General features: G+C 69.8%; 23 protein-coding genes and 1 pseudogene. 13 read left to right on the forward strand and 11 right to left on the reverse strand.

Going from position 1 to position 19,524, the window contains the following annotated elements; translation table 11 throughout:
• Positions 1 to 20: 20 nt before the first annotated feature.
• The 3 genes from ACZ4N5_RS35895 to ACZ4N5_RS35905 all read right to left on the reverse strand — a co-directional run bounded on the left by ACZ4N5_RS35895 (position 21) and on the right by ACZ4N5_RS35905 (position 1,577).
• Positions 21 to 542: an SRPBCC family protein gene (locus tag ACZ4N5_RS35895; protein WP_467761216.1), complete on the reverse strand. Its 522-nt coding sequence runs from the start codon at positions 540 to 542 to the stop codon at positions 21 to 23.
• Entirely contained in the window at positions 539 to 901 is a 363-nt protein-coding gene (locus ACZ4N5_RS35900; RefSeq protein ID WP_467761217.1) for an ArsR/SmtB family transcription factor, read from the reverse strand. The genes ACZ4N5_RS35895 and ACZ4N5_RS35900 overlap by 4 nt, the downstream gene beginning before the upstream one ends.
• Positions 902 to 1,067: 166 nt before the next feature.
• Positions 1,068 to 1,577: a molybdenum cofactor biosysynthesis protein gene (locus ACZ4N5_RS35905; RefSeq protein ID WP_467761218.1), complete on the reverse strand. Its 510-nt coding sequence runs from the start codon at positions 1,575 to 1,577 to the stop codon at positions 1,068 to 1,070.
• 157 nt (positions 1,578 to 1,734) lie between these two features.
• Here ACZ4N5_RS35905 and ACZ4N5_RS35910 point away from each other — a divergent pair, with 157 nt between their 5' ends.
• Positions 1,735 to 2,313, forward strand: coding sequence for a hypothetical protein (locus ACZ4N5_RS35910; protein WP_467761219.1), 579 nt, complete (start codon positions 1,735 to 1,737; stop codon positions 2,311 to 2,313).
• 197 nt (positions 2,314 to 2,510) lie between these two features.
• Complete coding sequence (locus ACZ4N5_RS35915; protein ID WP_467761220.1) at positions 2,511 to 2,957, forward strand: SRPBCC family protein; 447 nt, start codon at positions 2,511 to 2,513, stop codon at positions 2,955 to 2,957.
• Between the two features lie 145 nt (positions 2,958 to 3,102).
• On the opposite strand, the gene ACZ4N5_RS35920 is transcribed toward ACZ4N5_RS35915, so the two are convergent.
• On the reverse strand, positions 3,103 to 3,375 hold the full coding sequence (locus ACZ4N5_RS35920; protein WP_467761221.1) for a hypothetical protein: 273 nt from the start codon (positions 3,373 to 3,375) through the stop codon (positions 3,103 to 3,105).
• A gap of 10 nt (positions 3,376 to 3,385) precedes the next feature.
• Positions 3,386 to 4,090, reverse strand: coding sequence for a DUF5994 family protein (locus ACZ4N5_RS35925; protein WP_467761222.1), 705 nt, complete (start codon positions 4,088 to 4,090; stop codon positions 3,386 to 3,388).
• A gap of 472 nt (positions 4,091 to 4,562) precedes the next feature.
• Here ACZ4N5_RS35925 and ACZ4N5_RS35930 point away from each other — a divergent pair, with 472 nt between their 5' ends.
• Positions 4,563 to 5,564: an acyl-CoA desaturase gene (locus ACZ4N5_RS35930; RefSeq protein WP_467761223.1), complete on the forward strand. Its 1,002-nt coding sequence runs from the start codon at positions 4,563 to 4,565 to the stop codon at positions 5,562 to 5,564.
• Positions 5,565 to 5,606: 42 nt separating this feature from the next.
• A complete protein-coding gene (locus tag ACZ4N5_RS35935; RefSeq protein ID WP_467761224.1) occupies positions 5,607 to 6,011 on the forward strand; it encodes a DUF5994 family protein in 405 nt (134 codons plus the stop codon).
• Positions 6,012 to 6,079: 68 nt separating this feature from the next.
• Here ACZ4N5_RS35935 and ACZ4N5_RS35940 read toward each other — a convergent pair whose 3' ends face one another.
• The gene (locus ACZ4N5_RS35940) at positions 6,080 to 6,604 is read right to left on the reverse strand and encodes a DUF5994 family protein (RefSeq protein ID WP_467761225.1); all 525 of its coding nucleotides are present in this window, start codon (positions 6,602 to 6,604) and stop codon (positions 6,080 to 6,082) included.
• Positions 6,605 to 6,718: 114 nt separating this feature from the next.
• Positions 6,719 to 7,012 carry a hypothetical protein gene (locus ACZ4N5_RS35945; protein ID WP_467761226.1) on the reverse strand — a complete coding sequence of 98 codons (294 nt, stop codon included), beginning with the start codon at positions 7,010 to 7,012 and terminating at the stop codon, positions 6,719 to 6,721.
• Between the two features lie 276 nt (positions 7,013 to 7,288).
• Between ACZ4N5_RS35945 and ACZ4N5_RS35950 the strand changes: the two genes are divergently transcribed.
• Entirely contained in the window at positions 7,289 to 8,242 is a 954-nt protein-coding gene (locus ACZ4N5_RS35950) for an NUDIX hydrolase (protein ID WP_467761227.1), read from the forward strand.
• 26 nt (positions 8,243 to 8,268) lie between these two features.
• Here the strand turns inward: ACZ4N5_RS35950 and ACZ4N5_RS35955 are convergent, their stop codons facing one another.
• Positions 8,269 to 9,567 (reverse strand): AI-2E family transporter, encoded by a 1,299-nt coding sequence (locus ACZ4N5_RS35955; RefSeq protein WP_467761228.1) that lies wholly within the window; start codon positions 9,565 to 9,567, stop codon positions 8,269 to 8,271.
• A gap of 222 nt (positions 9,568 to 9,789) precedes the next feature.
• On the reverse strand, positions 9,790 to 10,029 hold the full coding sequence (locus tag ACZ4N5_RS35960; protein ID WP_467761229.1) for a hypothetical protein: 240 nt from the start codon (positions 10,027 to 10,029) through the stop codon (positions 9,790 to 9,792).
• A gap of 455 nt (positions 10,030 to 10,484) precedes the next feature.
• Here ACZ4N5_RS35960 and ACZ4N5_RS35965 point away from each other — a divergent pair, with 455 nt between their 5' ends.
• The 3 genes from ACZ4N5_RS35965 to ACZ4N5_RS35975 all read left to right on the forward strand — a co-directional run bounded on the left by ACZ4N5_RS35965 (position 10,485) and on the right by ACZ4N5_RS35975 (position 11,353).
• Positions 10,485 to 10,847 carry a PAS domain-containing protein gene (locus tag ACZ4N5_RS35965; RefSeq protein ID WP_467761230.1) on the forward strand — a complete coding sequence of 121 codons (363 nt, stop codon included), beginning with the start codon at positions 10,485 to 10,487 and terminating at the stop codon, positions 10,845 to 10,847.
• Positions 10,796 to 11,110 (forward strand): hypothetical protein, encoded by a 315-nt coding sequence (locus ACZ4N5_RS35970; RefSeq protein ID WP_467761231.1) that lies wholly within the window; start codon positions 10,796 to 10,798, stop codon positions 11,108 to 11,110. The genes ACZ4N5_RS35965 and ACZ4N5_RS35970 overlap by 52 nt, the downstream gene beginning before the upstream one ends.
• A gap of 93 nt (positions 11,111 to 11,203) precedes the next feature.
• Entirely contained in the window at positions 11,204 to 11,353 is a 150-nt protein-coding gene (locus ACZ4N5_RS35975) for a hypothetical protein (protein ID WP_467761232.1), read from the forward strand.
• A gap of 637 nt (positions 11,354 to 11,990) precedes the next feature.
• On the opposite strand, the gene ACZ4N5_RS35980 is transcribed toward ACZ4N5_RS35975, so the two are convergent.
• A complete protein-coding gene (locus tag ACZ4N5_RS35980) occupies positions 11,991 to 12,818 on the reverse strand; it encodes an alpha/beta fold hydrolase (RefSeq protein ID WP_467761233.1) in 828 nt (275 codons plus the stop codon).
• 1,144 nt (positions 12,819 to 13,962) lie between these two features.
• On the opposite strand from ACZ4N5_RS35980, the pseudogene ACZ4N5_RS35985 reads away from it, so the two are divergent.
• The 3 genes and pseudogenes from ACZ4N5_RS35985 to ACZ4N5_RS35995 all read left to right on the forward strand — a co-directional run.
• A pseudogene (locus tag ACZ4N5_RS35985) lies at positions 13,963 to 14,271 on the forward strand (cytochrome P450); the annotation flags it as partial.
• Positions 14,272 to 14,447: 176 nt separating this feature from the next.
• Positions 14,448 to 15,794: a cellulose binding domain-containing protein gene (locus tag ACZ4N5_RS35990; protein WP_467761259.1), complete on the forward strand. Its 1,347-nt coding sequence runs from the start codon at positions 14,448 to 14,450 to the stop codon at positions 15,792 to 15,794.
• Positions 15,795 to 15,965: 171 nt separating this feature from the next.
• Positions 15,966 to 16,418 carry a hypothetical protein gene (locus tag ACZ4N5_RS35995; RefSeq protein WP_467761234.1) on the forward strand — a complete coding sequence of 151 codons (453 nt, stop codon included), beginning with the start codon at positions 15,966 to 15,968 and terminating at the stop codon, positions 16,416 to 16,418.
• 129 nt (positions 16,419 to 16,547) lie between these two features.
• Here the strand turns inward: ACZ4N5_RS35995 and ACZ4N5_RS36000 are convergent, their stop codons facing one another.
• Positions 16,548 to 17,471, reverse strand: coding sequence for an SGNH/GDSL hydrolase family protein (locus ACZ4N5_RS36000; RefSeq protein ID WP_467761235.1), 924 nt, complete (start codon positions 17,469 to 17,471; stop codon positions 16,548 to 16,550).
• Positions 17,472 to 18,462: 991 nt separating this feature from the next.
• Between ACZ4N5_RS36000 and ACZ4N5_RS36005 the strand changes: the two genes are divergently transcribed.
• Both ACZ4N5_RS36005 and ACZ4N5_RS36010 read left to right on the forward strand, forming a co-directional pair.
• A complete protein-coding gene (locus ACZ4N5_RS36005; RefSeq protein ID WP_467761236.1) occupies positions 18,463 to 18,978 on the forward strand; it encodes a SigE family RNA polymerase sigma factor in 516 nt (171 codons plus the stop codon).
• A gap of 8 nt (positions 18,979 to 18,986) precedes the next feature.
• Positions 18,987 to 19,505 carry a hypothetical protein gene (locus ACZ4N5_RS36010; protein WP_467761237.1) on the forward strand — a complete coding sequence of 173 codons (519 nt, stop codon included), beginning with the start codon at positions 18,987 to 18,989 and terminating at the stop codon, positions 19,503 to 19,505.
• Positions 19,506 to 19,524 lie beyond the last annotated feature (19 nt).

A 19,524-nucleotide genomic window follows, 5' to 3' on the forward strand; every position in this document is an offset into this window, starting at 1 on the left:
AAGCCTTCCGTCTCGGTCCGTCATTCTGCGTTGCCGCTCCGGCGGCCGCCGAGCAGTTCGTCAAGGCGCTCGTGGCCTTCGCGGACGCCGCGTCGCATGCCGCTTCTGATCATCGCGTCGCGGGCCTCGATGGAGTCCATGAGGGATTTGGTGGTGACCCGGGTGCGACCGCCGAGGTCCTCGAAGACGGTGGTCTCCAGGCTGACGCCGTCCGGGAAGCCGTCATAGGCGAAGGTCTGCACGATGCGCTCATCGCGACGCACCTCGTGGAACACACCGCGGAAGCCGTACTCCGTCCCGTCGTCCTCGCGATGCACATAGCGGTACGAGCCACCGCTGCGCGCCTCGTACGCGTCGATCCGCATCGTGAGTCGGCGCGGGCCGAGCCACTGGACGACGAGATCAGGATCGGTGTACGCCCTGAACACGCGCTCGGGAGAGGCGTCGAACTCCCGGGTGATGAGGATGGTGGGCAGCACCGGGTCGGCCACGATCAGCGTCTCGTGCCGATCACTCGCATCACTCGCGTCCGCGCCGCTCACGATGCCGCCTTCTTCGCGGAGGCGCCCTTCACCGGCTGTTCCTCCATCTGTTCGAGGACGGCATCGAGCCGACGGAAACGGTCCTCCGCCTCGCGGCGGTAGCGTTCGATCCATTTCGTCATCAGATCGAGGACCTCACCCTCGAGGTGGCAGGGCCGGCGCTGAGCGTCCCTGCTGCGGCTGACCAGACCGGCGTCCTCCAGCACCCTGATGTGCTTGGACACGGCCTGCACGGTCACGTCGTAGGGCTCGGCCAGGTCATTGACCGTCGCATCCCCCGCGGCCAGCCTGGCCACGATGTCGCGCCGGGTCGGGTCGGCCAGGGCGGAGAACACCCGGGACAGCCGGTCTTCGGCCATCTCTCACCTCACGTAATCAACCACTCGGTTGAATAACCGTACGACCGACCCGCACCTTGGTCAACCGACTGGTTGAATAAGGTGCGGCGGGCCGGCGATTCGCGGCTGCCGACCGCACCCGCCACGGGTCAGTCCTTCGCGGCTGCCGACCGCACCCAACCTTGGGTCAGTCCTTCGCCGGCGCCGGCTCCACCACCGTGAACAGGGCGGGCCCGAGCGTCAGGGTGCCGTCGGACAGCGGGCGACAGCGGACTCCCCCGCGGTCGCGCAGCGCACGTTGCGCGCCGGGGCCGAGCGTGGTGTTCATCCATGCGCAGGGCCTGGCAGCACTGCGTACGGCCAGCAGTACGGGCCCGCTGCCGCAGTCCAGAGAGACGGTCGCGCCGACACACGCGTCGATGTCCACACCCCGCAGCAGGACGTTGCGCCGGGTCAGCCGGAGGTCCGCTTCCGCGGCCAGGTCCTGCGGGAAGCGCTCGGCGGCCATGAGTGTGATCGACGCGTTGCGGTGGGCCGGATGGTTGAAGTAGCGGTCGCCGACGATTCCGAGTCCGGCGCGCACTCGCGCCGTCGTCACCAGATCCGCATCGGGCAGCGCGGGCGCCCCGTCGCCCGGACGGCCCTCGAAACGGTGTACGGCCGAGACCAGCAACTGAAGGACTTCCACACGCTGCACCTCATCGAGCCTAAGGGACGCCCGCGCAAACGATCTACGAAGGCGGGTGGGCGGAGAACACCGAAGGGGTCGTGTGCCGGACATCCCGCTGACACGGGGACGCCCCGCGTGACAGGGTCACTGGTGATCGAAGGCAACAGCGGCAAAGGGGGCTTCCGTGGACACGCGAACGTGGGACACGCTGGTCAGCTCGATGAAAAGCACCTACGTCAACGAAGTGGGCGAGGGTGCGGCGCCCCGGCCGGTCATCATGCCGCTGGTGCGAGGAGAGCTGGTCGGACTGATCTGGGTCCGCCCGACCAAGCCCGGGGCCGACGCGCTCACCGGCATCGCGGCGCTGTCGAACATCGCCGCGGCGGCCTGCGCGGACGAGATCGTCCTCGCCTGGGAGACACATGAGGTCGCCACCACCTGTGAGCTGCCCGTCGTCGGCCCCGCCCCCTGTCTGAACATGGTCCACGCCACCCCGGACGGTCATGTGCTGCACCAATTCCCCTATACCGAGGAGTTCCCGTCCGACGGCTCCGAGGCCCCTGACCGGTCCACGACCACCCTCGACTGGAAGCCGGCTCCCGCGCCCCAGCCGGACGGCGAACTTCCGCCGCCTGTCCGGGCCGCCGTCGACTACGCCTTCACCCCCATGGAGCTGGACCATCCCAACCCCTTCGGTGTCACCGTCGTCCTGATGGAAGAAGACGGCTACACCGTGCGCCTGACCGACAGCTTCGACCAGTGAGCGTGCGGGGCCGTCGCGCGCAGACATGACCGGGTATCGCCCACTCCTGTCTCCCGTTTCTTCCGCCCTGCGTGTCGGTCACCGTACGAATGGGTCCGTGCGACGGGCCGGTGGAGCTCCTGCCCCCTAGGCTGAGCACGCGCGGCAAGCCCGCGCGCCCTCAGCGGGCGATCCGTGATCGCAGCACAGGAGGAACCGTGTCCGGTCAGTTCGAGGCGACAACCGAGATCAACCGCCCCATCGAGGAGGTTTTCGCCTTCCTCGCCGCCGGTACGAACGACCCCAAGTTCAGCCCCAGGGTGCAGGCGATCACGAAGACGCCGGAAGGCGCGACGGCAGCGGGCACGACCTTCACCAGCACGGTCAAGGACGCCGGCATGAAGACGGGCCGGACGTTCCGGATCACCGAGTTCGAGCCGCCCCGCCGGATCCGCTGGGCGGAGGTCTCGAAGAACGTCGTCACGGCGACCGAGGGCGGCTACGACCTCGATTCCACCGGCGACCGCACCACCCGTGTCAGGATCTTCAACGTCCTCGAGGGCCATGGCATCGGCAAGCTGTTGGTGAGCTTCGCGCTGAGTGCGGCGCGCAAGGACGCGGACGCCTTCGGCAGGCGGATCAAGGCGGCGGTGGAGGCCTCCTGAGGGACGCGGTCCCGGCCGATCCATGCCGGGTGCGGTTCCCGTAGTGCATGGCCCGTAGTGCATGGCCAGGCATACGTTCCCGGGTGTACGCCTGGCCGTACGGGCTGAATGGGCGATCTGTCTGCGGCTGACGGATACCGGCTGGTCAGTCGTGCTGAGTGGGGCGGCTGCTGCGTCGCGGAAGGAAGCGGCCACGGCCTCCGTCGCGGTGGTCCCGTCGTTCGCCGGGGGTGGGCGCATCGGACCGCTCCGGTCCCGCCGGGGGCTGTGGCGTGCGGTGGCCCCCGCGTCCGGGCAGGGCCACGCTGTACCCGTGCACGGCGATTCGGTCGGCGTGCTGGATGTTGAGCCGGTGGATCACGTATGCCGCCGCCGCGATCAGGAGAACGAAGGCAACGGCCGTGAGGAAGTCGTACATGGCGACCGCCTCACATACCGAGAATCAGGCGACTGGTCCGACTGTCCGGAGCGGTCTGTTCAGGAACGGCCACGGATACGGCCGAAGCTCCGCCCTCGTACTCCCATGCCTCGTCCGAACCAAGCGGCCGGTCTGCCGCGGAGGCACCGTGCCCGGCCTCCTCCGCCGCCATGAGTTCGCTCGCGGTCGACGGCGGACCGTCGTGGTCGGACGCCGCTGCCATCAGCCGGGCCGCCGACGCCGCACCGGTCTCGGGCGGGATGATCAGGAGATCCCAGCGGCCGGTGCCGTAGGAGAGCAGCAGCAGCTTGTGCGGGTCGATTTCCGGGGTGAACCAGCCAACCCTGACGATGTGGCCGCCCACGGGAATCTTGCGCGGGATGACCGGCCAGTACTGCGGGTTGACGGCGATCCGGGTGATGCGACCCCACAGAGGGTCCAACGTCTTGGTCAACGCGGGCAGTTCACTCAACAGATCCCGGGAGCGGGGCCACCAGGCACCGTCCAGGAGTCCGCGGGAGGCGCCATCGGTCTTGAGGACGAGACGCGCGGCCGGGGTGGCGACGGGCTCGACGTACGGCAGGGTTGCGGACAAGGTCGCCGACATGATGTGGACCCGTCTCCGGACCGCCTCTGCGGCGACCCGGTTTTCGTGGCTCGCCGAAGACGACCCGGCATGGAAGCCGGTGCACGAAATGCCCTCGGTACTTCGCATGTTACTCCGCGCCCGGCCGCGGCGTGGTGCCACGACCGTCTGGATGCGCAGCGGGCCTTGTGCGATCTCCCGTGGACTGCCACACCTGTTACCGCCGCGGCGCGAGCCGGAGTTCGTCCGGACAGCAGGTCCGGACAGCAGGTCCGAACGGCAGGTCCGAACGGCGGACGACGCGGGGAGGCGGAACGCTTCGCAGCGTCGCCTCAAGTGGCTGGGCCCTGTACGTAAGTGGCGTGGCCCCTGCGCCGCACTGTCGGCCTGCGTCCGCCGGGAGTCGGAGCCGCGCGGTGGTCACTCGGTCCGGCAGACCCCGTTTCGCACAATGCGGGAGTACGGTGGACGAGGCGAGGACGCTCCATATGCCGCTGTCCAAATATGCCGCTGTCCGACCGGTCCAGCTCTCACGATTCCCGTCACAGGGGCAGCCCCTGACCCCGGCCGCGCCACCCGCACCGAGGCCGAGGAGCTTCCCATGCCGTCCCTGTCCACCGCACCCACGACCGCCGCTCCGTCGGACGACCCCTCGCCACCCCAGGTCTACGACGGGACGTCCCCCTTCCCGTCGGGCGGCTCAGCAGCCCCGCGCGGCGGCGGGGAGTGGCTGTACGTGACGGTCACGGCGGTGATCGTCGTCCTGCCGTTCGTGGCGCTCGGCCTGGCCGGGTGGCTGCTGTGGGGACGCCTCATCCATCCCGTCGACGTGCTGCTCGCCGTCGTCCTCTACACGGTCACCGGCCTCGGCGTCACCGTCGGCTTTCATCGCGGCCTCACTCACGGCGGCTACCGGGCCGTCCGCCCCGTGCGCATCGCGCTCGCGGTGGCCGGGTCGATGAGCTTCCAGGGCGACGTCATCGGCTGGGTCGCCACCCACCGCCGTCATCACGCCTTCACCGACCGGCCCGGTGACCCGCACTCCCCGTACCGCTACGGCACTCATCTGCGCGGCCAGTTGCGCGGGCTGTTCGACGCGCACGTCGGCTGGCTCTTCCGCGACGAACTCACACCGGCTGAGCGTTACGCCCCCGACCTCCTCGCCGATCGCGACATCCGGGCCGTCGACCGAGCCTTCCCGGCGCTGTGCGTGCTCACCCTCGCTCTGCCCTTCGGGCTGGGCTGGGCGATCGGCGGCACCTGGGTGTACGGCGTAACCGCCCTTCTGTGGGCGGGACTTGTCCGCATCGCGCTGCTCCATCATGTGACCTGGAGCGTCAACTCACTGTGCCACATGATCGGCGAACGCCCGTTCCACACCAGGCGCCACGACAGGGCCACCAACCTGTGGCCGCTGGCCCTGCTGTCGTTCGGCGAGAGCTGGCACAACCTCCATCACGCCGACCCCACGAGCGCCCGCCACGGCGTGGACCGCGGCCAGATCGACCCGTCGGCCGCCGCCATCCGCATCCTCGAACGCCTCGGTTGGGTGTCCGAGGTGCGCTGGCCCACTCCGGAGCGTGTCGCCGCCCGCCGCGTCTGAGGTCAAACGCTCATCTCCGTACGACAGTCGGCAGGAGCCCAGATGACCACCGCAGTGCAGCCTCCCCCTCCCGTCCATTCCCTCCTGCGCCTACGCCTGGCGCCTCACGGCGGTCTGCCCCGGGCCATCGACGGAGCATGGTGGCCACGCTCGTACGATCTGCTCGCCGAACTTCCCCAACTCCTTGCCGGGTTGCCCCGCGCGTGGGGTCACATCAGGAACGTCACCGTCAGCGGGGCCGCATGGTCCGCACTGCCGAGCCGAACCCTCGTCGCCGGCCAGGTCGTGCGACTGCACACCAGTCCGACGGCGTCCGCTCCGCCCGCCATCGTCCTGATCGCTCCCGGCCAGGGGCGCTGGGACCTGTTGGTCGTACCTCCGGACACCACCGCGGCGGCCGCCGAGCCCCTCATGGCATCGGCATCCGGCGCGGGCGGTCGCGGCTGAATCGAGCCGAGACGGACCGCCCCTCTCGGCCGTCGGCGCACCGTCGGCCGGAACGGTGACCGCGGCTGTCACCCACCCAGCAGCAGTCGGGTCGGGCGTGCGGCGTCGGACTCGCACGACGACGGCATTGCGTCGACGTGTTCCGCCGCAAGGAGGGCAGTCGCTGTCAGCGCCGGGCCGGTGCTGCTGCTCGCGGCAGCCATCAGCCGGGCCGCCGCCGGGGCGCTGGTCTCCGGGGGGATCACGAGGAGGTCCCATCGGCCCGCCTTGTAGGACAACAGCAGGATCTTGTTCTGATCCTGCCCCGCTGTGAACCAATCGACCTTCACCACCTGACCGTTGACGAAGATCCTGCGCGGAATGATCGGCCAGTGGCCGGGGTTGACGGCGATTCGGGTGATCCGCCCCCAGACCGGACCCAGCACATCCGCCAGAGCGGAGAGTTCGCGCGTCAGGTCATGTGAACGAGGCCACCAGGCGCCGTCGAGCTCGACAGGCCCCGGTGACGGACTCACGGGCTTCAGGGCGAGGCGCACGGGCGGGGCCTTGACGAGCGCGACCCGCGGCGGGGAATGGTCGGCGGTGGCGGACATCGCGTGAAACCCGTCTCCGGACCGCTGCTCTTGGGCAGTTGCCCGGCGTTGTTCCTCACCGGGAACGACACCGGCATCGGGGCCGGTGCGCGAAATGCTCCCAATGCCCTCACGCTACTCCTGGGAAGGTCCGAACGGACCGTTCCCGGATGCCGGCTCACCTTCGTCGGAGGGCCTCTCCGAGGTGCGGCTGGTCTCCAGCCAGGAGCGTGCCGGTTCCGCCGGCTGACCGGTGTCGACGGTGAGCTGAAGACGCGTGCCCCCGTCGGCACCGCCGGGATAGCTACGCTGCTCGGTGGCGGCGAAGCAGCGTCGGAGCACTTCCGCCACGCGCCGGGCGACCTCCGGGGAAGCCGCGTCGATGCGCACCTCGGCGTGTCCGTCGGGGAACGATTCCGATGACTGCATGGCGACCTCGTTGTTCGGGGCAAAGCCCCCTTGTCCGGGGCTGAGACCGGCGAACCGCATCTTTCACTCTACTCCCGCGGGCCCCGCCGACGAACCGTGCGCACCTCGATCCCGCCACCACCTCTGCGGCCCATCAGGCGGAGTTGGACTTCGGCGCCTCTCCGAGGAACCCTGAACATCCGACCCTGGTCGGCACCCCGCTTCACAGGCACGCTTCACACGCACGCTTCACACCCCCACTCTTTCGCCGTCGCACGACACGAAGGGACCCTGCGCGTGACCGACACCAGCGCCGCCGACGTGCCGTCCAGCCGTCGCACCATGGAAGTGCCCGGCACAGCCGCCCTTCTCGTCGACGACTGCGGGCGTTATCTGCTGCACCTGCGCGACGCGAACAAACCCATCTGGAGTCCCGGCACTTGGGGTCTCATCGGCGGAGGCACCAAGCCCGGCGAGACGTGCGCCCAGTGCATCGCCCGCGAACTGCGCGAGGAGACCGGCCTCACCGTCCCCGGCCTCATTCCCTTCGTCACCGTGGAGACGCTCGACGCCTCCGGCACGCTCAAGGACCGGGTCCTCGTCTACCGGGGCACCCTGAACCGGCCCGCCCACGAGATCCCTCTCCACGAAGGCATCCAGCTCCGCTGGACCCACGCCGACGAGACGGCGTACATGACCATGGATCCCGGCACAGCGGTCGTCATCCACGAACACCAACGGCATCCGCAACCCCGTATCGACAGCGGTGGCACGCCGCCGACCCTGCGCGTCCGGCAGGAGAGCGAGCACCGGGAGCGCAGCATCGTCGGCGCCCACCTCGTCCTCGTACGAGACGGCGCGGTCCTGCTCGGCAAACGCCACCCCGACAGCCCGTTCGCACCCTCGACCTGGCACGTACCGGCCGGGCACCGCGAGCCGGGAGAGTCCGCGCTGGCCTGCATGGTCCGAGAGACGTCGGAAGAAACCGGCATCACGATCGAGGCGCGCGACCTGTCCCTCGTACACACCCTGGATCAACGCAACCCCTGGAGCCCCTTCCCGCGCTTGCAGTTGTTCTTCGCCGCCTCCCGCTGGAGCGGCGAGCCCCGGGTCCTTGAACCCGACCGGTGTACGGAGTGGCAGTGGTGGCCGCTGGACGCGCTCCCAGGCCGACTGGTCGAGTACACCGGTACCGCGCTCGCCGCCATCGCCTGCGGGAAGTCCTACACGGAGTTGGGCTGGACGGAATGAACCCGGCCCGCTCCGGGCCGTCACCGCTACGGGTCCCCTGCCCGGGACGGTCCGGTCGGCTCGGAGTGCGGTTCGGGCGGAGCGGAGGGGGGATCCGGTGAGCGTCCGGAGGGCTCCGGCTCGGGGCGCACGCGCAGCTCGGAGATGACGGACCAGGCGACCGACACCATCGGTACGGCCACGACGGCGCCGGTCACACCGGCCAGGATGCTCCCGGCGATGACGGAGAGGGCCACGACCACGGGGTGCAACCGGACCGCCCAGCTCAGGACCAGCGGGTGCAGTACGTGACCTTCCAGCTGGCCGATGACGACGATCAGGGCGAGCACGATGATCGCGACGACCGGCCCCTTGGTGGCGAGCGCGACGACGGTGGCCACGCCGAGCGCGACGGGCGAGCCCACCAGCGGGATGAACGCCGCGAAGAACTCCAGCAGCATGAGCGGCAGCGCCAGGGGAACGCCCAGCACGTAGAGGGCGATTCCGACGAGGATGGCGTTGGTGGCCGCCACGATGATGATGCCGCGCGTGTACCCGGCGAAGGTCCGCCAGGCCGCCCGCCCACCGCGGTCCCACGGGTCCCGCGCGCCCTCCGGCATCAACTCCTGGAACCAGCGCCAGAATCTGTCCCCGGAACGGATGAAGAACAGCGAGCAGAACAGGGCGAGCACCAGGCCGGTGACGAACTCCACCGCGCGGCCGGCACCACTGAGGGCGCTGCTGATCAGTACGGAACGGTGATCGGAGACAAAGTGGGCCACCTTGCCCTGGAGATTCGACATCACCGCGTGGCTCAGATGAAAGGGGGAGCCCTCCAGCCATCGCTCGATGCGCCCCAGCCCCCCGGCGAACTCATGGCCCAGCTGCCCCGACTCACCCGCCACGACGCGACCGACCAGCGCCATCACGCCGAGCACCAGCAGGAGGCTTCCGAGGATGCTCACGATCACAGCCACGGTCCTCGGCATGCGACGCGCCAGCAGATCGGCGAGGGGACGCAGGACCGCCGTCACGACCAGCGCGAGAAACAGGGCCACGGCGACCAGCTGCAGCTTGCCCAGAAGGGCGAAGACCGAGTAGGCGACCACTCCGACGACGAGCAGCCGCCACGCGTAGGCCGCGGCCACCCGCAGCCCGTGACTCACCGGGACGCCCTTGTGGTCTCCGGTGCCGCGCCGCACATCCGTGCCGGCCGTACGCGCCCGCGCAACTGACCAGACACCACGGGAGGAACGATTCCCCACGACGTACCGCATCCGGCGCCCGCCGCTACCCGTGCCGGGCTCGCCCGGCCGCCGGTGAGGACGACGCGATCCGGCGTTCACCTGTGCGCCACCGTCCTCCCGTCGTCGGGACCACCGCCTCATGTGCCCGTGAGCGGACCGCCGCGCGACACCATGGGAAACGGGCGACCGGTCCCGAGCCGTCGATCACGCGGGCGTTCTGGCCAGCGTGGTGTCGCGCACCGCGCCCCGCAACCCGGGACACGCGCGCTCCTCGGCTCCGACCGGCAGCCCGACGGCGTCCGGCTTCCGGTCGGACTGGCCCTAGCCGATGGCCGCGAACGTGATCGTGATCGGGTCCTGCTGCAGGCCGGTGTTGCCGACGCTGAACACATGGCCGGTGAAGCCCAGATCGCTGAGGGTGTTGTCGGTGATGGTCTGTGTCGCGGTGGTGCCGTCGCCGTTGCCGTTGCCGGCGTCACCGTCGGCCGCGGCGGTGCCGGCCAGACCGACCAGGGCGACGACAGCGACGGCGGGGAGAGCGAGAGCCGTTCTGATGCGCATGGGCGCGTTCCTTCGAAGTCGGTGGTCCTGTTGTGCCACCAGCCAAGGCGATCACCCACGCGACACGCGCGGATTGAGCCGTACCGTGGCGCGCCGCGGCTCGGGCGGAGCCGTCCATCGGGCACACGCGACGGCAGGGTCTCCATCCCCTCGGGAGGGGAGAGACCGGGCCCACGAAGGAGGGAGCCCGAGAGGGAGCCCCGGCCGAAAGCACCCTCGGCAGCAGCCAATGCCATTGGTGTCGTATGCGGCATACCATCCTATATTGGGTCTGTGATCAGGCGGCTGGACCTACTCGACACCGCTGACGACGGCATCACGGAAAGCGAGGTCTTCCGGCTCGCCCTTCAGCAGTCCATCGCGGAGCTGGGCTGCGTCGCGCATCATCGGCAAGGGCTGGGCGAGCGACGCAGCCCAGCTCCGCCCGCGATGCCCTCAGCCGTGCCCTGCAGCACATGAGCGACGCCTTCCTGTCCGTGGACGACGGCTGGCGCATCACCTTCGCCAACCTGGAGGCGGCACACCTTCTCGGTTCGGCCGACGCCCAGCTCTTCGGACGTGACCTGTGGGACCTTCCCGCGCTGCGCCGGATGCCCGATCTGGAAGAACGGTGCCGGCGCGGCGCCGCGGAGTGCATCGCCACCGACTTCGACGTCACGATGGCCGACACCGGCCGCTGTTACGACCTGCGGCTCGTCCCGGTCCCGGCGGTCTCACCCTGTACTTCACCGATGTCACCGATCGACGCCGCCGGGAGGCCGAGCAGGTGGCGGCCATCCGGACCGCGGCCGAGCGGGCGAGCCGGACGGCGGAACTGACCACGCAGCTCGCCGCGGCGACCACCTCGCAGGACGTGGTGAAGGCCGTGGCCCAGCGTGTCCTGCCACCGTTCGACGCGCGGGGCCTCCTGGTACTCGCCATGGAGGACGAGAGGCTGGTACACATCGGGTCCGTCGGTTACCCGAGCTCCTTTCTCCGGGACATGCACGGCGCCCACGGCATGGAACTGCGCGACGCCGGTCCCGCCGGGCAGGCCGTCCTGACCGGCGAACCCCGTTTCTACTCCTCACGGGAGGAATGATTCTCGGCCTTCCCCGACGGCGGCAGTCGGCCTCCGAGCAGCAAGGAGGCCTGGGCCTTCCTCCCGTTGACGGCCTCCGGCCACACCTTCGGCGTGTGTGTCATCACCTTCGACACCGCACGGCGCCTCACGTCCGAGGAACGCACGCTGCTCATCACCATCAGCGCGCTCGTGGCGCACGCTCTGGAGAGAGCACGGCTCTACGACGCCGAGCTCCGTCCGTCGCGGTGCCGAACCCATTGACGTACCCCTGGACTTCGGCGGCCGGCGAGGGCGCGCTCATGGCCAGGGTGACGCCGGACGACCAGGGCCGCGGTTCCTCCTGAAACAGGCGGTGCACCCGATCGGGTGAATGTCGCCTGATTCTTGACTTTGACATGACTGATCGTCAAATCTGGCCTTTTGTAAAGATCTTGACGCCTTTGCCGGGATCCTGTAGCCCAACGGGCAGGCCGTCAGACCTTCTTGAGCTGGTCGTGGTGGCCCAAGAAGGGTCCGGTACGGTTCTGTACGCGGTGCAGGAACAGACCGTTCACCCGACGGAACTGGTCGGCCGCCGGGGCGAATTGATGGTCTCGGCGAGCCCCTCCGGCCTCGCCGACGCCGAGGAACGCGGCCTCCCCCAGGCGGAACCGGGCCCGGAAGTCGTGGTCGGACGCCTACTCGGCGCGGACAAGCATCAGCGCGACCAGCGTCCCTCCCGTCGAGCGGGCCAGGTGGACCACGCCGGGCAGTTCGCCGTAGCGGGTGGGACCGGCGGACACCGACGAGGGCAGTGGTTACCGGAACAAGCGGTCCAGGCGTCTCTCGGCGCCGGACCGCTTGTTCCGTCCTGTGGTCCAGCCTCCTTCGTCCTGCGTTCTGCCAGGAGGCCGCTGGTTCAACTGCGCGCGAAGTCGAGCAGGTCGGCGTTGAACACCTCGGCGAACTTGGGCACCATGGCGAGGCCGTGGGGAGCACCCGGGTACACCTTGTAGATCGCGTCCTTCACGAGCTTCGAGGACTTGTCGCCGGAAGCCACGATGGGAACGATCTGATCGTCGTCGCCGTGCACGATGAGTGTGGGTACGTCGATCTTCTTGAGGTCTTCGGTGAGGTCGGTCTCGGAGAACGCCTTGACGCAGTCGTAGGCGCCCTTGATGCCCACGGTCATTCCCCAGAGCCAGAACTCGTCCCGCGTCCCCTGGGTGACGGTCGATCCGTCACGGTTGGCGCCGTAGAACGGGGCGCTGAGGTCCTTGTAGAACTGCGACCGGTCGGTCTCCACGCCCTTGCGGATGTCGTCGAAGACATCGATCGGCAGACCCTCGGGGTTGCCTTCCGTCTTGAGCATGAGCGGCGGGATCGCGCCGACCAGGACCGCCTTGGCCACCCGGCCGGAGCCGTGCCGGCCGATGTAGCGGGTGACCTCCCCACCGCCCGTCGAGTGGCCGACCAGGATGACATCCCGGAGGTCGAGCGCTTCGATGACCGCCGCCAGGTCGTCGGCGTACGTGTCGAGGTTGTTGCCGTCCCAGGTCTGGCCGGAGCGTCCGCCACCGCGCCGGTCATGGGCGACGGCCCTGAAGCCGTTGTCGGCCATCACCTTCATCTGGGCGTCCCAGGCATCCGCGGTCAGCGGCCAGCCGTGGGAGAAGACAACCGGCTGGCCCGATCCCCAGTCCTTGTAGAAGATCTGTGTGCCGTCCTTGGCGGTGGCGAAGGGCATGTGTGGGTCCTCTCGAATCCGGTCCGGAATTCCACGCTTCACACGATGTCGGTGCCCGCGCCGGGCCGGCCGACGACCCCGTTGCCTATGCGTACGGCACCGGATGCCCGCGACAGCCCTCAAGGCTTTCCTGCCACGCCGAGAACCAGCGGGGGACGCACGAGAGGCGGCGGAAGGTCGGCAGCGCGAAATGACCGGATTGAGCACGTCGTCCACATCACCCTAGCCGAGGGACCACCCTTCGTCGCGTCGGGCGGACACCGCCCCCGAGCCCGTCGACGGACTGACCCGTCGGGGCGATCTTGCCTCTCCTGACGCACACCATTTCGACGGTTTCCGTATCCTTCGGTCGCGTCCCGGCGTTGGCGCGGTGTCCGTTTCGATCATCGAGTCCGGAGCCAGTGTGCCCGCTCCCCACGCACCGTCCCCGCCCCCTGACCTGCTGGCCACGCGGGTGCGGGATCCATACCCCTACTTCACCTGGCTGCGCCGGCATGCGCCCGCTCACGCGGACCGCAGGCCCGGTCGGCCCACCGTGTGGCAGATCTCCCGCTACGCGGACGTCCGAGCCCTGACCGACGGGCGGCTGAGCAAGGACCCGGGCCGGGTGCCCGGTTACGTTCCGGGGCCGGCCGGGCTGAACCGCCACCTGGTCCACGCCGATCCACCGGACCACACCCGTCTGCGGATACTGGTGAACGCCGCGTTCGTGCCGCGCCGTATCGCCCGGTTGGAACCCTTCATCGCGGACACCGCCAACCGTCTGCTGGACCGGATCGAGCACGACACCCATGTCGATGTGATCGCGGCGTTCGCGGCGCCTCTCACCTTCCGGATGATCTGCGCGATCATCGGTGTCCCCGAGGAACTCGACAACGCGGCGACCCGGGACACACTCATGGCCACGATCGCGCCCGCTCCGGGCCGGGATCCGGCCCGGGTGGAGAGCGATCTGCACACCCTCCTCGACCGCCTGATCGCCGGCAAACGAACCGGCGGTGAGAGCAGTGGGGTCGACCTGCTGGGCGCTCTCGTACGGGCCGGCGACCACAGCGGGGCGATGAGCGAGGAGGAGCTGCGCTCGACCGCCTACCTCCTGCTGCTGGTCGGCCACGACACCACCATGAACCTCATCGGCAACGGCATGCTCGCGCTGCTCCGGAACCCGGACCAGGCCGCCCGGCTGACCGGAGCGGAAGCCGGCCCGGAGCTCGTCGGCACAGCCGTCGAGGAACTGCTGCGCCACGACTCCCCGGTGCGGGACGCGACGTTCCGGTGCGCCGTCGAACCGATCGGTCTGCACGGTCAGTTGATCGCCGAGGGAGACATCGTCAGCCTCCTGATCGGCTCCGCCAACCGCGACGAGGCCCGCTTCCCGGACGCGGACCGGCTGGATGTGGGCCGAACTCCCAATGACCATCTCGCCTTCGGCTACGGCCCCCATTTCTGCATCGGCGCCGCCCTGGCCCGGCTCGAAGGTGCCATCGCCTTCCCCCTGTTGCTCCAGCGTCTGGGCCAGGTGCAGTTGGCCAAACCCGACGACGAACTCCCCTGGCGACCGGCCGCCGCCGTCGCGTGGCCCTGGCCCTGTCGGCACTCCTGGGCGGCACCGCCCTGGTCGCCGTTCCGATGTCCGCCCCCGCCGCCGCGGCCGGAGGTCTCGCCGTCCAGTACCGCACCAGCGCGAGCGGCGCCACCGCGGACCAGAGCGAGCCCTGGTTCAAGGTGCGCAACACCGGCTCCGACGCAGTGCAGTTGAGCCAGGTGAAGATCCGCTACTACTTCAAGGCGGACTCGGCGAGCACCACCTATCGCTTCGCCTGCTCCTGGGCGGTGAAGGGATGCGCGAACGTCACCGGCGCGTTCGGCACCCTGGCTCATCCCAGCGGGACCGCGGACCGCTACCTGGAGATCGGCTTCACCTCCGGGGCCGGCTCCCTGGCACCGGGCACGGACACCGGCGACATGCAGCTGCGCTTCTACCAGTCCAACTGGCAGTCCGTGAACCAGGCGGACGACTACTCCTTCAACGGCGCGCAGACCTCGTACGCGGACTGGAACAAGGTCACCGCCCAGCTCGCCGGAACCACCGTGTGGGGCACGGCGCCGGAGGGCAACGATTCCACGGATCCGACCGACCCCACGGACCCCACCGACCCGCCCGGCGGCGGCCAGGCGCTGTTCGACGACTTCACCTACTCGTCGTACACCGACCCCGCGATCTCCGCGCACGGCTGGAACGTCCGCTCCAACTCCGGTGGCCCCGGCGTCCCCGGCGCGACCTGGGACCCCTCCAAGGTCACCTTCCCCACCGTGTCCGGCAACTCGGTGATGAACCTGCAGACGTCGACCTCGGGCACCCCGGAATCCACCCGGCAGACCGAAGTCGTCTCCAAAAGCATGAAGTTCAAGAACGGCACCTACGCGGCGCGGGTGAAGTTCGCCGACGCTCCCGAGTCCGGCCCGGACGGCGATCACCTTGTGCAGACGTTCTTCACCATCAACGACCTCACGGCGCCGATGGCCGACGACTACGCCGAGTACGACTTCGAGTACCTGCCCAACGGCGGCTGGGGCGAGTCGGGCAACATCCTCTACACAACCTCCTGGGAGACGTACAACCCGGATCCCTGGCAGGCCGTCAACCAGCACACCGAGGCTCGCCAGAGCTACGCCGGCTGGCACGACCTCGTGCTCACCATCGACAACAGCAGCATCAAGTACTACATCGACGGCCAGCTCTTCGGCACCCACGACGCCCAGTACCTGCCCGAGCGGCCGATGTCGATCAACTTCAACCAGTGGCTGATCGACCTCGCGGGACAGACCTCGACCGCGGCGCGCGCGTACGACGAACAGGTCGACTACGTCCTGCACGTCAAGGACCAGGTCCTCTCCCCGGCCCAGGTTGCCTCGAAGGTGGCCGCCTACCGCAGCGCCGGCACCGCGTTCGTGGACGAGGTTCCGACTCCCTGACGCAGCCGGTCAGTACGGCCCCGTCCCGGCCCGGCCGCCGGTCCCGCCGGGACGGACCCGATCCGCCACAGCAGCCTGGATCACCCAACAGACCGCCCGTGCACCGGAGTTGCTGACGGATGCGGCAACACACCCGGGTTGGACGAGTCGCGGCCTGAGCACAGTAGGGGTGTGGAATGGACCAACCTTCTCAGCACCACCATGGGTGCGCTCATCGCCCTCGCCGCCTCCGCGCTGGCCGAGCGGCGCCGCTGGCTGCGGGAGAGCGAGCAACGCGCCAGGGACGACCGCCGCGCCGCCTATGTCGCCTTCCTCAAGGCCACCGCTGAGGCCAGCGAGATCCTCATCAACATCGCCCGCGGCCACGACCGCGACGAGACGGCGCTCTTGCGGGCCGGAACCGTCCTGCGCGACAGCAACACGCTGGCCCGTCGGCTGGAACTCTCCCTCGTGGCCGACGATCACGTCGTGCAGCAGGCCGTCCTCACCGTCACGCTGCTGCGCGCCTACCGCGACGCCGTCGCGCAAGGAATGGCCGTCGAATCCGAGGAGTTCCAACGCGCCCGAGCCGCCTTCAACGAACAACGCGACCATCTCACCCAGCAGATGCGCGGCACGCTCTGACAACGAACCGGCCCGCACGCGTGGCCGACGGCGAAGGCGCCTGAGCCGCGGCCCGGAAAAGACTGTCGGCGAGCGCTCGTGCGCTCGCCGACAGGGGCGCTCACGCGCCGGGCGTCAGGACCGGAACGGTCAGTGGTGCCGGGCTCGCTCACCCAGGTGCGCCAGCAAGGCCTGCGCCATGGCCTCCTGGCCCTTGGCGTTGGGGTGGGCCGGGGCGGCGGGCGAGGTCGGGCGCAGCGGCTCGATCCAGCGATCGGCGGGAGCCTTGCACATGTCGTGGCCGACGGTAGGCCCGTAGGTGTCCACGTACTCGGCGCGGTTCAGGAACGCCACCGTGCGGAGCATCAGATTGAGCCGCTTGCCGGTGTCCCGCAGATAGGGGAAGTCCTTCGCGGCGAACGGAACGGTCGGATAGCAGCCGCTGCCGTCGTCGGGCAGGAGATCGGGGTAGCCGACGACGACCACGCGGGCGTGCGGAGCCCTGGCGTGCACTTCGCGCAGCACCCGGGCGACCTTGGGAGCCGTTTGGAGGATGTTCAGGGTGAGCTGGTCGTAGCCCGCGGCGCCGTAGTACTGCTGACAGGGGTTGCCCGCGAGGTCCTTCGAACTGAGCCCGGCGCAGGTGGCGATGATCGGGCCGAAGCCCATGTCGTTGCCGCCGATCTGCAGGGTCACCAGGTCGGTGTCACGCTTCACCGCGTCCAGCTGGGGTCCATTGGTCCCCTGTGCCTTCCACATCTCGTCGGTCTTCGCGCCGGAGCAGCTGACGTCCGTGAACGAGGCGACCTTGCGCGCGGCCGCGGTGATCGACGGGTAATTGTGGTCGGAACGCGCGCAGTTCGCGTCGACCTGCTGAGGAATCAGCGGCCCCGACGTGTACGAGTCGCCGAGCGCGACATAGTCCACGCCATGCGAGTGGTGTCCTTCGCCCGCCGCGGCGGGGGTCGCCGCCGCGACGCCGGCGACGAGCGCGCAGCTGCTCAGCGCGGCCCCCAGCGCCATGGCGCCCCGTCGCCTCGGGACGCCGTTGTCCGGACGCGTGTGATGGTTCATCGTGCCCCTCCCCTGAAGCCATGACGGCCTGCTGAACGGGTACCGGCTTCCCGCGGCGCACAAGGGATCGCGACGCCGCGGCAGGCCGGACGGCTCCTGCCCGGCAGACCCAACCTGGTCTGTATACCGGCCGGTAGGCCGCCGGACCAGAGTTTGATCGCCTCCACTTGTCCAACTCTCATCCACCGTGAGCCGGTTCAGTCCGCGTACGGGCTTTCGGCGAGTGCCGCGTGGCGTTCGGCGACGGCCGCACGGCGGACCTGGTGGGTCACGGTGAGCGGAGGTCCCCGTCAGAAAGCCATGTCTCCGGGCGTGAGGGTTCGCTCGCCCGCCGGTCAGGTCAGGTCAGGCAGAGCCGCGGCCATGGTCCTGTGCGGAGGACGGCTCGGACGGCGCGGGGAGAGCGGACGGCGGGGACGTCGCGCGGGCAGCATCCCCGAATCGGATGGTGAAGTCGTTCAGGGCCAGGCTGAGCAGGGGCGGGCGGCGACCCAACTCCCGCAGCGGACCGCTCTCGTGTGCGGTCCAGCGCGCTCTTGCCGTTCGTATGGTGGAGCGAGAACGGACGGAGCTGGTCTTGAGTCCGCCGTCGAGGGTCTGCGTGACGCCATCCAGGTCGACGCGCAGGCCTATCTCCGGGAGCTGCGGGCGGAGCGGCGCAGGGGCGCGGCCCGGGTTCGCAAGCAGGCCGCCGGCCGCTGAGAACCCGCGCGCCGAGCAGGCGTGGAGGGGCATCGCACTCGGCGATGCCCCTCCACGTGTGCCTGGTGGCGCCGACTCGCTTCCCACGCGCCCACAACGGCGAACCGCCCCAAGGCTCCCGAGCGTTCCAACGTGCCCGCCGGGCCTTCCTGTTCTTTGGCTTCTGTGGCCCGGCCCTCACCGGACTTCGCCCGGAGTGACCCAGATCACCCGGCTCGGGTGCATAGCGAGGTGCCCGCCAGCGTCTTTCTCCAGGTGTACGAAGGTGGCAAGGGCGGGGACGGTGCGGATGGAACAGACAAGAGCCGAGGGGATCGACGGCTTCGACGCGTTCGTCGCGGCCCGTTGGTCGGCGTTGTTCCACCTCGCCCGCCTGCTCTGCGCGGGTGACCGGCACCGCGCCGAGGATCTGCTCCAGGAAGCCCTGGTCAAACTCTGGTTCGTCTGGTCGAAGGTCGCCGACGAGGCGCCCGAGGCGTACGTACGGAAGGTCCTGGCACGCGCCGCCGCCCGCTCCGCCCGGCGACGGTGGTGGGGCGAACGCCCCGTGGAGGCGCTGCCGGATCTGGCGCACACCGGGGACGAGTCCGCGGCCGTGGTGGAACGGTCGCGGCTGGAGGCGGCCCTAGCCCAACTGCCGCCCCGGCAGCGGGCGGCCGTAGTGCTGCGCTACTACCAGGATCTGCCCGAAAGGCAGGTCGCGGAGGTTCTGGGCTGCCCACTGGGCACCGCCCGTTCCCACGCGTCACGCGGTGTGGCGCGGCTGCGCCAGATCCTGGCGGATGTCATCGAGCCGGTGGGGTGAAGGAAAGCATGGATCACTTCGAGCGGGAGTTGGCGCGGATGATGCGCGACGCCCAGGAACACACCCCCTTCGAGCCCGCACAGCAGAACAGCCTCCGCAACGGTGTCCGCGTGCGCCGCCGGGTCCGCGCGGCGCAGAAGGCCGCGAGCTGCGTCCTGGCTGTCGCCGGGATCAGCGTCGGCCTGTTCCTGCTGCCGCACACCCCGGACCGCGACATGCCACTGGGCCCCGTACCGCGGCCTGCGACCACCCCGACCTCCCCGTACACCACCCCGTCACCGACCTCGTCCCCGAGCGGGCTCTCCACCGAGTCGGCCACCGCCGCGGCCGGGAACACCGCCGGAACCTCCGGACCGCCCAACACACCTACCACGACGGGGAGTTCGACCTCGGTCTCCTCCGATCCCGGAGGGACAGCGACGACCAGCGCACCCGCCACCGCACCGGTGACGCCGAGCGAGACCCCGTCCTACCCGCCGACGTCGAGCCCCGATCCGTCGTCGGTCGGCGCGACCAGCACCCGATAGCTCCGGCACGACCTCCGCC

The sequence above is a fragment of the Streptomyces sp. NPDC026500 genome, from assembly GCF_055567635.1.

Coding starts and splice junctions, on each gene's coding strand:
- ACZ4N5_RS35900 (WP_467761217.1), bottom strand. CDS start 901: ATGGCCGAAGACCGGCTGTCCCGGGTGTTCTCCGCCCTGGCCGACCCG.
- ACZ4N5_RS35920 (WP_467761221.1), bottom strand. CDS start 3,375: ATGTACGACTTCCTCACGGCCGTTGCCTTCGTTCTCCTGATCGCGGCG.
- ACZ4N5_RS35925 (WP_467761222.1), bottom strand. CDS start 4,090: ATGCGAAGTACCGAGGGCATTTCGTGCACCGGCTTCCATGCCGGGTCG.
- ACZ4N5_RS35930 (WP_467761223.1), top strand. CDS start 4,563: ATGCCGTCCCTGTCCACCGCACCCACGACCGCCGCTCCGTCGGACGAC.
- ACZ4N5_RS35935 (WP_467761224.1), top strand. CDS start 5,607: ATGACCACCGCAGTGCAGCCTCCCCCTCCCGTCCATTCCCTCCTGCGC.
- ACZ4N5_RS35940 (WP_467761225.1), bottom strand. CDS start 6,604: ATGTCCGCCACCGCCGACCATTCCCCGCCGCGGGTCGCGCTCGTCAAG.
- ACZ4N5_RS35945 (WP_467761226.1), bottom strand. CDS start 7,012: ATGCAGTCATCGGAATCGTTCCCCGACGGACACGCCGAGGTGCGCATC.
- ACZ4N5_RS35960 (WP_467761229.1), bottom strand. CDS start 10,029: ATGCGCATCAGAACGGCTCTCGCTCTCCCCGCCGTCGCTGTCGTCGCC.
- ACZ4N5_RS35965 (WP_467761230.1), top strand. CDS start 10,485: ATGAGCGACGCCTTCCTGTCCGTGGACGACGGCTGGCGCATCACCTTC.
- ACZ4N5_RS35980 (WP_467761233.1), bottom strand. CDS start 12,818: ATGCCCTTCGCCACCGCCAAGGACGGCACACAGATCTTCTACAAGGAC.
- ACZ4N5_RS35990 (WP_467761259.1), top strand. CDS start 14,448: ATGTCCGCCCCCGCCGCCGCGGCCGGAGGTCTCGCCGTCCAGTACCGC.
- ACZ4N5_RS36000 (WP_467761235.1), bottom strand. CDS start 17,471: ATGAACCATCACACGCGTCCGGACAACGGCGTCCCGAGGCGACGGGGC.
- ACZ4N5_RS36005 (WP_467761236.1), top strand. CDS start 18,463: ATGGAACAGACAAGAGCCGAGGGGATCGACGGCTTCGACGCGTTCGTC.
- ACZ4N5_RS36010 (WP_467761237.1), top strand. CDS start 18,987: ATGGATCACTTCGAGCGGGAGTTGGCGCGGATGATGCGCGACGCCCAG.